Below are 8,709 nucleotides of genomic sequence, written 5' to 3'. Positions count from 1 at the left end.
CTCACCTGCGTCGTGTAGCGCGGCGTGCGCATCTCGAACTTCGTGCTCCAGTCCCGCTTCTCCAGCACGCCGGCTCGTGCCGGCACGACCGAGCCCGCGCCCCAACGCGCGTTGCAGGCGTCGATCGCCTCCATCAGCGGACCAGACCGTTCTCGGTCCATCTGCCCGATCAGCGCCCGCGGGCTGTCCTCCAACCGCATCAGGTCGGTGGTGATCACGCCGGCCTTCGCGTAGCGCCAGGGCCGCTCGCCCGGCTCGCGCCAGGTCTTGGCCACACCGAGCAGCGCCGCCTTGATCAGCGCGAGAGTATCGCTCGTCGCCTCCGGCAGCTTCACGGTCGTGGAGACCGAGCGCATCGGGTCGCCCCGGTCGTGTTCGCTGGTGTGGTAGAAGACGCTGACGTGGTTCGTCGCAAGCCCGCCGCGGCGCAGCTTCTCGCCCAGCCGCGTCGCGTGCGCCGAGACCGCCTGCTCCAGCTCGGCCCGGTCGGTGATCCGCCGGGAGAACGAGCGGGTGACCGCGCAGCCCTTGCGCTGGGCCGGCATCAGCTCCAGCGGCAGGCAAGCGAGGCCGCGCAGCTCGTGGATGATGCGCTCGCCCACGACCGTCATCGCTTTGCGTATCGGCCGCGGGTCGAGGTCGCGCAGGTCCGCCACGGTGTCGACACCCAGAGCTTCAAGCTTCGCGAGCGAGGCCCGACCGATGCCCCAGACCTCGGCAACCGAGATGCGGCAGAGCCAGTGGTCGTAAGCCACCGGATCGGTCAGGTCGCAGACGCCCTGCAGGTCGGGCACCGTCTTCGCGATGTGGTTGGCGAGCTTAGCGAGCGTCTTGGTCGGGCCGATGCCCACGCAGGTCGGGATGCCGGTCCAGGCGCGCACGGTGGCGCGCAGATCCCGGGCGAGCTCGACGCGCCTGTCTGCCCGCAGATCCGAGAGGTCAAGGAAGCTCTCGTCGATCGAGTAGATCTCCACCCGGGGTGAGAAGTCCCGGTACACCGCGTTCGTGCGGGCGCTCATGTCGCCGTAGAGGGTGTAGTTCGAGGAGAACACCCGCACGCCCTGGCTGCGGCACATCTCGCGGATCTTGAAGAAGGGATCGCCCATCTTGATCCCGAGCGCCTTAGCCTCGGCCGTGCGGGCGATGGCGCAGCCGTCGTTGTTCGAGAGCACGATGACGGGCACGCCCGCGAGCTTGGGGTCGAACACGCGCTCGCAGGAGCAGTAGAAGCTGTTGCCATCGATCAGCGCCAGAGCCCGGCTCATCGCCCGAGCTGCCCGCGCACGAGGTGCCAGCGGATCGTGAAGCGGACCACGCCCCAGATCGCGGCCTCTTCCAGATCCTCGACCGCGAAGGCAGGCAGGTCGGGGTTGTCGAAGGCGAGCCGCGCGCGGTTGCCCTCGATCATGAGCCGCTTGATCGACATCTGCCCGTTGACGACGGCCACGACCACGCAGTCGTGCCCGGCCTTCAGGCTGCGATCGACGATGGCGAGATCCCCGTCGAAGATGCCGGCGCCGCGCATCGACTCCCCGCTGATCTGCCAGAGGAAGGTGGCGGGCGGGTTCGGCACCAGCCAGCGGGGCAGTTCCAGCGCACCCTCGAGGAAGTCGTCGGCAGGGGAGGGGAAGCCCGCGCAGAGCCGTTGGCCCAGCAGCGGCACACGCACCGTGGCGAAGCCATCGTCCGGCAGTTCCGTGACCCGGCGCAGGCTCATGCGCGCTCGCTCGTATCAAGCACGGCACCGCGCACGTAGCCCCGGGAGATGAGCTGGTCGCGCCGCAGGCTCCGGCGCTCGGCCTCGGCGAGATCGGTGAGCGCGTCCGCGACCGCCTGGACGAGCGCTGCCCAGGTGTCGCCACCCGCCGCTCGCGCGTACGCCGCAGCGATCCGCTCAACCTCGGATGCATCGTTGTCCACAGCCTGCCGATGCATCCGCTTGCCTCTCCTTGCAGAACATAGAGAGAACAAACAGGATGGATCGTCCCGGTCAACGCGGCTCTGCGGTTAGCACCTCAGCCTGTGGACATCGTGGAAAACCCCGGATCGGGGCTTGGCAGTAGGGAACCCAAGCGATGGGCATGCGAACCACCCACCTCGTCCAGACCTTCGTGCTGAAGCGGAAGCGGCTCTCGCCCGGTGAGCAGATCCAGGCCCCGACCGCGAGCGGCGCCCTCAAGCGCGCGGAGGCGATGGCCGGCCGCACGCCCGGCACCGCGGCGCTCAGCATCGTGGCGGATGACGAGACGGGCGAGTTGGAGAGCGCGACGATCTTGGGTCGGTTCGGCGAGGTGCCGGACGACTTCGCCGAGAGCTTGGGCGGGTGAGGGAGCCCCCTCTCGCCTTCAGAGTTTCAACGGCTCGCCGGGGTGCGCCTCTACGTAGGCTTGTAGTACGCGGGCGAGTTGGCCCGGCAGCATGTTGCCGTTCGCGTCGAAGGCATCCGGGCAAAGGCGGCGTCGCTCGGCCGCCTGTCGAGCGCGAGCCATCTGCGTTGGGCACTCGGCAACGCTCTTGATCGTTACTGGGCCTCCCGCGTGCCAGGATCGATCTGCGGCGCACGCTAACGGCGGCTCCTTATCCAGCCATAGCGGGTAAGCACGCGGATCGCCGCAGATCGGGCAGGTTGCTCCCATCGCCGTCCCCTCCTGCCCCCACGCACCTGTATTCCATCGCCTTTCTGGTGAAGGTGGCTGGGAGGACTATTCCAGGCGTGCAAAGTTGCCGTGGTAACGTTGTGCCGCCGCCCTGTATGCGAGCGCGGCGTCGTCCGCTGATTTGTATCGCCCAAGTCGGATCTTTTTGCCTTGGAATTTGATCTCTGCGCGCCAAAGCTGCTTATTGGGTTCGTAGTATATGCCCTTGTGCTTGCTATTCCCGCCGCGGGACTTCTTCCTATTTCTCATGTTTTCAGCATGAGTGCAGAGCCGCAAGTTGGCCCTGCGATTGTCGCAGCCGTTTCCGTTGATATGATCGACAATCTCCCCAGGCGCGGCAGATATAAGCATCCTATGCAGAGACATAGGCCGTTTGGACACATTCGTACACACGTAGGCTGACCTTGCGTGCTTTGGAAAATTAGCGTGCCAAACGTGATCACTCACCGCAGTGATGTCGCTGGGGTCCGCCAGACCGACGAAGCCCCTGGTGAGCGGCATCCAGAGATGCTCCCCACAATCGCACAAAGCAGGTTGGCGGTGCCTCATCTACAGCGTACACCTTGAACAATCAACGTGGTGTAGATTATTAGTCAGCACGCGCCATGCGAGCAAGGCTGAAAATCAACTTCATGATGACTAATTGCGAGGCGGATCGTCGTGCGGTAGGGCGCCAGGCCATGGACAACGAACCTTGGCAGCGACGGGCGAAGGCAACTGGCCTTTCACAGGTCACGCTCGCACGGCTGCTCGGGCGACCACCGAACACGATCTCCCGGCAGATACGCGGCGAGCAGGGCGACGTGCCCCAGCATCTCGTGGCCGTGATCATCGCGTGGGAGATGATGACCCCGGACCAGCGCGAGGAATGGGTCGCTGCGACGCGGCGCGCCTGCGGGCTCCCCTAGAACGCAAAAAGCGCCGCACGGCCCCCATTAAGGAGCCGTGCGGCGCGTGCGCGTCTATACAGAAGAGGTCGGTCTTACGGCGATCGGCCGGTCGCTCCACCGCGACGCGCAGGGGGAGGGGAGATCAGGCGGCGCGCGGCAGGGCGAAGCGCCGGATCACTCCGTCGAGCCGGGCGAACAGCACTTCCGGCGTGCCATCGTTCCGGATCGTGATGTCGGCGGGGAAGTCCATCGCCTCGCTGGCGTGACCGGCGGCGCCGGGCCGGGCGCTCTCGGCATCCGGGCGGACGATCCGCACGACGATGCCACCGCGGGCCCGCATCGTCTCCGCCTCGTTGGCGTAGCGGACATCCTCGGCAACGACGGATCGACCCGAGATCAGGGCGAGATCGGACCGGTTCGCCCACGAGCGGGTCCACAGATCGCGGCCGATGAGGTCTCGTGCCCAGTCGGAGCCGAGGGTCTGCATTGCCCGGCGCGGCGTTCGTCCGCACAGGTCCGGGTCCGGTGCCTCCTTCAGGTCGCCCTCGATCCGCCGATCGATCTCGGTGTCCGACAGATCCAGCAACACGTAAAACGCCCGCAGCATCGCCTTCAGCGGATCGGCGAAGCGCACGCGGGCGAAGCCGTGGCGCTCGGCGAGGTAGGCGGCGGCGAGGGACTTGCCGGCCCCAGCCGGTGCGGTGAGGCCGATGATCATGCGGGGTCCTTCCATCCGGGGAGCGAGCGCATCTCGACAGGCCGACGGGCGATGCGGGCGCGGTCGATGCCCTCGCGCATGCCGGGGGTGAGTCCGCGGTCGGTGAACACGACCGTCGCGTCCGCGCGCTCGCCCCAGGCGAGGCCGGCCGCGATGCCCAGGCGCCGCTCGGCCGGATCGTCGTCGTTCAGCACGCCCGGGAGGGTGTAGAGCGCGTGCGAGGCGAACGGTGCCTCGTTCCTCGCGAGGCAGTCTGCCATCGCCGCCCGGGCGTAGGCGATGTTCCGCGCTTGGTCGGCGGCCCGTGTCTCCGGCGTGTCGCCGCGGCCCGCGAACGGGGACTCGACGATGACGAGGCGGAAGCTCACGCGGCCATCCTCAAATCCGGCGCCCGCGCAGCCTCGCCGGCTGCTGCGCGGATGTTCACCCGGTGCCGGCAGACCTCGCCGTCCTCTCGGTGGAAGGTGACGGCGTTCAGGGCGCGCGTGGAGCGGTAGCCGCCGGCCGCCGCGTAGGCGTCCTTCGCCGCCGGGGTCGAGAACGACTCGACGCGGACCGGACCGACCTCCTTCGCCGTGGCGTGGTGTATGTGCCCGAATAGCATGTGCCGGTGCTCGGTCTCGCCCCAGTCCTTCGCCCGGTCGGTGGCGAGCATCATCGCCATGCGGTCTGGGGTCATCGTGTGGCCGTGGGTCGCCCCGAGCAGGCATTTCCCGAAGCGCCGGAACCAGTGGATGCCTGAGCCGCTCGCGACCTCAATGCGGGGGTGCTCTTCGAAGTAGAGCTCCAGCGCTACGGCGAGCGTCAGGGCCGCGTCCTCGTCGTGGTTGCCGGGTAGCATGGCTACCTCGACAAGCTCGTGCCGCTCCGCGACCGCGGTGGCCGCACCGATCGCGACGCGCGCGCCGACGCCGTAGGTTTTCCGCCAGCGGGAATCGACGTCCAGCGTGTGCCCGCTGCGCGGCGTGGCGTTCTTCTGGTCGTTGGCGTGAAAGAAGTCGCCCAGGAACAGCACGACGGCGTGCCGGGAGGGTGGCGCCATGCTGAGCAGCCGGTCCATCTCCCGGCGCATCATCGCGGCGGCGATGCGGAGGTCGTAGTCCTCACCGCATTCCTGACCGTGAGCCAGCATACCCAAATGGAGGTCGGGGACGACGTAGACGGTGAGCAGATCATCATCCCGAGCGGCCGGCGCCGATGCCATCGGGGCGGAGCCCCGCGCGTCCAGCATCGCCGCCCGCAGCTCGGCCGCGAAGGCGAGCGGGTCGAACGCGTCCTCCGCACCCTTCAGCCACTGCGTCTGCAGCCGCCCGTGCGCGTCGACCTTCGCGGTGACGCGCTTCAGCTTGAACCCGGTCGGCAGTTCGTAGGGCCCACCGGTGGCCGGCGCCTGCCGGATAGTCTCACCCGCGTAGGCGCCGTGCTTGTCGAGCCTCGTGACTGTTTCGCGGATCACAAAACCCGGCAGCACGGGCTTCGTGCCGAGCTCGCCCCGCTCCGCCTGGCCCTTCGCGTAGGCCGACCAGTCGGGAGCAAGCCCGTCGAACCGCCGCGCGTGCGACCCGGGCCGCTCCGGCGTCCCGATCCGCTCCGCCAGCGAGCGGCGATCCACGCCGAGCCGGTCCGCCGCCACCCGTACCGCGCTCTTGGTCGTGGTGCAGCCCGCCGGGGAGACGGGCGGGAAGCCCTCCCGCAGGCAGGCCGTGACGGTATCGACCTCGCGGCGCGCCTGATCCAGGTCGGCCGGAGCGGAGCGCGCTGCGGGCATCGGGAATCCTCGGGAGGGGAAGCGGGGAGGGGCAGGCGCGGGGCGGGCCCGCGCGCCTGGGGTCGTCAGGGCGCGGTGCGGCGGCGCTCGATCTCGTCCAGGCGGCGCATGATGCTCTGGATCGTGTCCCGAGGGGTGTTCAGCGAGGCGAGCTCCTGGCGCAGCGTGTCGAGTTGGCGCTGGAGACCGTCATCGCGCGAGCGCTGGCCGGCCCAGGTCTGCTCGTGTTCGCCCCGGGGGACCACCTGCTTCGACAGGGCCTCAACGTCGCGCTCAATCCGCTCGACCCGAGCATCGCTCAGGCGTTGAAGATCGTCGCGCCGCTGGCCGAGAGTGGTGAACCGGGCCTCGAGATCCTCGCGCGGCACGAAGCGCTCGGCTCGCAACTCCTGCTTGCTGATCGCCACCTCAAGCCGGGATTGCCCGGCGTTCAGGTAGGCGACGCCCCCGGTGCCGATCAGGCCGAGCACCGTGACGAGGATGGAGATCGGAGCCCAGTTGATGCCGGACCGGGCCTTCAGGTCGCCCGTGAGTTCCCGGAAGCCCTTGTCGACGGTCGTGGCGAGGTTGCTCATCCCCTCCTTCAGCCCGGCGACATCGCGCTCGACGCGGACGAGTCGCTCGGCGTAGTCGCCCCCGGGCCCGAAGGGCTGCTGTTGCTGTTGCTGCATGTGCTGTGTGGTCACGGCGATGATCCCGAAGACGGGCGATGGGCGCTCCGTCTCGGCGGGCGCTTGTGTGCCTCCCCCGCAGCGTGGGGAGGGCGGGGCCCTCTCCCGATTAGGGAGAGGGGTCGTCAGCGGGCGTAGGCGGCGCGGACCTTCTCAATCCACGCGACTGCGCGCGCGCCGCAGGCCGCCTTCATGCGATCCTGGAGCTTCGCCTCGCCGATGATCCGCATCAGGTCGACGCGGTTCAGGGCCCTGTCCGGAATGTCGGGGAAGCTGCGGGCGAGGCACGGTCCGACGCTTTCGGGCGCTGCAGGCAGCGTGATCCGAATTTCGGGCGCGCGCAGGTCGAGCGGTGCGGGCCGCTCAGAGCCCACGCAGCCGGCGAGCATCGTCGCGAGAGAGCAGAGGGCGATCGGCACCCGGGCGCGTCTGGGCATCACGGAGGAGTTCCTTCAGCTTGGCGTTGGCGCGTTGCTCGGCGTCGAGGTCCTTCACGGCCTGGCCGGCGATGTCGCGGGTGATCTGCTCGGCCTGCTCCGTGCGGGCCCGCTCGGCGGCGAGGCTGAGTTCGTGCGCGGCGCGCTCGGTTCGGCGCACGGCCTCAGCCTGCACCGCCTGCCAGCCGAGCCCGACGACGATGGCGGCGACCCCGCCCCAGAGCGCAGGGCGCCGGATGAAGCCCGGCAGCCACGCGGCGCCGAGGAGCGAGGCGGCGACCAGCGCGCCGCCGACCGCGGCGAGCGACCACGCGGCGGGCGCGAAGGCGAGCCACGCCACGTAGAGCGGCGCGAGCCAGGGCTGCGCGAGGAGGATCGCACTGGGCGAGAAGTCGAACATCAGGCGGAGACTCCGGTGAGGCGGGGGAATCGACGGACGAGGAAGCTCGGGAGCGGCCGGCCGGCGTCGTCCCAGCGCGCGTAGATCGCGTAGGCGGCGCCCGCGAGGATCAGCCCACCCATGACGAGGCCGAAGACGGTCCCGGCCGAGATCTGCGCGTGGGCGCTCTCGGCCTGGTCCTTCAGTTCGCCCGCGCTCTGGGCGAGTTCGGCGAACCCGAAGGTGCCGGCGACGCCCGCGCCCTGGACGGTGCGGCTCTTGGAGAGGTCCGCGTCCTTCTTCGGCACCGTGAGCGGCTCGGCGGTGTCGAGGGCGGCGAGCGTATCGTCGTCGAGCTCGCCCGTGACCGGCAGGCCGGACCGCTTCTGCAGGAGTTGCACGGCGCCGGTGGTGCGGTCGCCGTGATCGCCGTCCACCGCGCCGACCGGGTAGCGCAGGGCCTTCAGCTTCGCCTGGGCCGGGAGCGTGCGCAGCACGGCCTTGGCCTTGGCGAGCGTCGCCCGGGTCTCGGCGATGCCGATCTGCCCGCCGTTCCAGACCCGCCGCAGGCCGACGACGTCGTCCCGGTCGGCGTAGGCGGCGCAGTCGTTCGCGACCCAGAAGCTGAGGGCCGTGCGCAGCGCGACGCGTGGCTGGGAGAGCGCGCCCGGGTTCGCCTCGAAGCCGTGGGCCCGGTAGTTGTTCCGGAAGGTCAGCATCCCGAGACCGCGGCCGCGAAACAGCCAGCCGTCTCCCGGATGCACGTTACCCTCGCGGCCGCCATAGACCCGTTCGGCGAGCGCCTTCGGGTTCTTCGCGAACGGCTTGGCGGCGGCTAGCGTGGGAAAGCGTTTCGGCCAGACCTTGCAGAGCCGCTCTGCCGAGTAACTCAGGTTCTCCTCGAGCCGGGTGAGGGACTGGCTCTCCGGCACGACCTGCGCGAGGAAGTGCGCGATCCGGAGCGGCGAATCGAGCGTGTCGGAGAGGAGCGCGTCGTCGGCCGCGAAGGCCGCAATGATGTCGGCGCGCGCGTTCGGCGCGACGGCGCGGAGAATCCGCTTCCAGTCGGTCATGGCGATCTCGCGATCAAAGGGGGGGCGCTCGGCGCCCGGATGTGCTAGGGAGACCGCCTCTGCGGCGCTCGCGCTGCGGCTGGGCTGCCGGCCATGGCTGGCGCCCGTTTCGGGGG

The 8,709-nt window shown here is 69.5% G+C and carries 13 protein-coding genes; 2 read left to right on the top strand and 11 right to left on the bottom strand.

What is annotated here, in order from left to right; translation table 11 throughout:
* The 3 genes from AX737_RS11415 to AX737_RS11405 all read right to left on the bottom strand — a co-directional run.
* A partial coding sequence (locus tag AX737_RS11415) for a Y-family DNA polymerase (RefSeq protein WP_066921409.1) occupies positions 1-1,265 on the bottom strand: 1,265 nt, incomplete at its 3' end.
* Positions 1,262-1,717, bottom strand: a complete 456-nt coding sequence (gene umuD, locus AX737_RS11410) for a translesion error-prone DNA polymerase V autoproteolytic subunit (protein ID WP_066921407.1) — start codon at positions 1,715-1,717, stop codon at positions 1,262-1,264. The genes AX737_RS11415 and umuD, both read right to left, overlap by 4 nt.
* A complete protein-coding gene (locus AX737_RS11405; RefSeq protein WP_066921405.1) occupies positions 1,714-1,935 on the bottom strand; it encodes a hypothetical protein in 222 nt (73 codons plus the stop codon). The genes umuD and AX737_RS11405 overlap by 4 nt, the downstream gene beginning before the upstream one ends.
* 140 nt (positions 1,936-2,075) lie before the next feature.
* Between AX737_RS11405 and AX737_RS11400 the strand changes: the two genes are divergently transcribed.
* Positions 2,076-2,327: a hypothetical protein gene (locus AX737_RS11400; RefSeq protein WP_066921403.1), complete on the top strand. Its 252-nt coding sequence runs from the start codon at positions 2,076-2,078 to the stop codon at positions 2,325-2,327.
* 18 nt (positions 2,328-2,345) lie between these two features.
* On the opposite strand, the gene AX737_RS33145 is transcribed toward AX737_RS11400, so the two are convergent.
* A complete protein-coding gene (locus AX737_RS33145) occupies positions 2,346-2,489 on the bottom strand; it encodes a hypothetical protein (RefSeq protein WP_156453667.1) in 144 nt (47 codons plus the stop codon).
* 848 nt (positions 2,490-3,337) lie between these two features.
* Here AX737_RS33145 and AX737_RS11395 point away from each other — a divergent pair.
* The gene (locus tag AX737_RS11395) at positions 3,338-3,565 is read left to right on the top strand and encodes a helix-turn-helix domain-containing protein (RefSeq protein WP_066921401.1); all 228 of its coding nucleotides are present in this window, start codon (positions 3,338-3,340) and stop codon (positions 3,563-3,565) included.
* A gap of 124 nt (positions 3,566-3,689) precedes the next feature.
* Here the strand turns inward: AX737_RS11395 and AX737_RS11390 are convergent, their stop codons facing one another.
* The 7 genes from AX737_RS11390 to AX737_RS11360 form a co-directional block, all read right to left on the bottom strand.
* Positions 3,690-4,265 carry a hypothetical protein gene (locus tag AX737_RS11390; RefSeq protein WP_066921399.1) on the bottom strand — a complete coding sequence of 192 codons (576 nt, stop codon included), beginning with the start codon at positions 4,263-4,265 and terminating at the stop codon, positions 3,690-3,692.
* Positions 4,262-4,633, bottom strand: a complete 372-nt coding sequence (locus AX737_RS11385) for a hypothetical protein (protein WP_066921398.1) — start codon at positions 4,631-4,633, stop codon at positions 4,262-4,264. Before AX737_RS11385 ends, AX737_RS11390 begins: the two co-directional genes overlap by 4 nt.
* Positions 4,630-6,033 carry a metallophosphoesterase gene (locus AX737_RS11380; protein ID WP_066921396.1) on the bottom strand — a complete coding sequence of 468 codons (1,404 nt, stop codon included), beginning with the start codon at positions 6,031-6,033 and terminating at the stop codon, positions 4,630-4,632. Before AX737_RS11380 ends, AX737_RS11385 begins: the two co-directional genes overlap by 4 nt.
* A gap of 65 nt (positions 6,034-6,098) precedes the next feature.
* On the bottom strand, positions 6,099-6,719 hold the full coding sequence (locus AX737_RS11375) for a hypothetical protein (protein WP_156453666.1): 621 nt from the start codon (positions 6,717-6,719) through the stop codon (positions 6,099-6,101).
* Between the two features lie 110 nt (positions 6,720-6,829).
* Positions 6,830-7,078, bottom strand: coding sequence for a hypothetical protein (locus tag AX737_RS11370; protein WP_156453665.1), 249 nt, complete (start codon positions 7,076-7,078; stop codon positions 6,830-6,832).
* A complete protein-coding gene (locus tag AX737_RS11365) occupies positions 7,068-7,541 on the bottom strand; it encodes a hypothetical protein (protein WP_066921390.1) in 474 nt (157 codons plus the stop codon). The genes AX737_RS11370 and AX737_RS11365 overlap by 11 nt, the downstream gene beginning before the upstream one ends.
* Entirely contained in the window at positions 7,541-8,593 is a 1,053-nt protein-coding gene (locus AX737_RS11360) for a peptidoglycan-binding protein (RefSeq protein ID WP_066921388.1), read from the bottom strand. Before AX737_RS11360 ends, AX737_RS11365 begins: the two co-directional genes overlap by 1 nt.
* Positions 8,594-8,709 lie beyond the last annotated feature (116 nt).

The sequence above is a fragment of the Methylobacterium sp. CCH5-D2 genome, from assembly GCF_001556475.1.
Lineage (GTDB): Bacteria > Pseudomonadota > Alphaproteobacteria > Rhizobiales > Beijerinckiaceae > Methylobacterium > Methylobacterium hispanicum.
This window is presented reverse-complemented; position numbering and strand designations above follow the sequence as displayed.

Excerpts from the sequence above, each read along its gene's own strand:
- AX737_RS11360 (WP_066921388.1), bottom strand. The coding sequence starts at position 8,593 with ATGACCGACTGGAAGCGGATTCTCCGCGCCGTCGCGCCGAACGCGCGC.
- AX737_RS11365 (WP_066921390.1), bottom strand. The coding sequence starts at position 7,541 with ATGTTCGACTTCTCGCCCAGTGCGATCCTCCTCGCGCAGCCCTGGCTC.
- AX737_RS11395 (WP_066921401.1), top strand. The coding sequence starts at position 3,338 with ATGGACAACGAACCTTGGCAGCGACGGGCGAAGGCAACTGGCCTTTCA.
- AX737_RS11405 (WP_066921405.1), bottom strand. The coding sequence starts at position 1,935 with ATGCATCGGCAGGCTGTGGACAACGATGCATCCGAGGTTGAGCGGATC.
- AX737_RS11380 (WP_066921396.1), bottom strand. The coding sequence starts at position 6,033 with ATGCCCGCAGCGCGCTCCGCTCCGGCCGACCTGGATCAGGCGCGCCGC.
- umuD (WP_066921407.1), bottom strand. The coding sequence starts at position 1,717 with ATGAGCCTGCGCCGGGTCACGGAACTGCCGGACGATGGCTTCGCCACG.
- AX737_RS33145 (WP_156453667.1), bottom strand. The coding sequence starts at position 2,489 with ATGGCTCGCGCTCGACAGGCGGCCGAGCGACGCCGCCTTTGCCCGGAT.
- AX737_RS11400 (WP_066921403.1), top strand. The coding sequence starts at position 2,076 with ATGGGCATGCGAACCACCCACCTCGTCCAGACCTTCGTGCTGAAGCGG.
- AX737_RS11390 (WP_066921399.1), bottom strand. The coding sequence starts at position 4,265 with ATGATCATCGGCCTCACCGCACCGGCTGGGGCCGGCAAGTCCCTCGCC.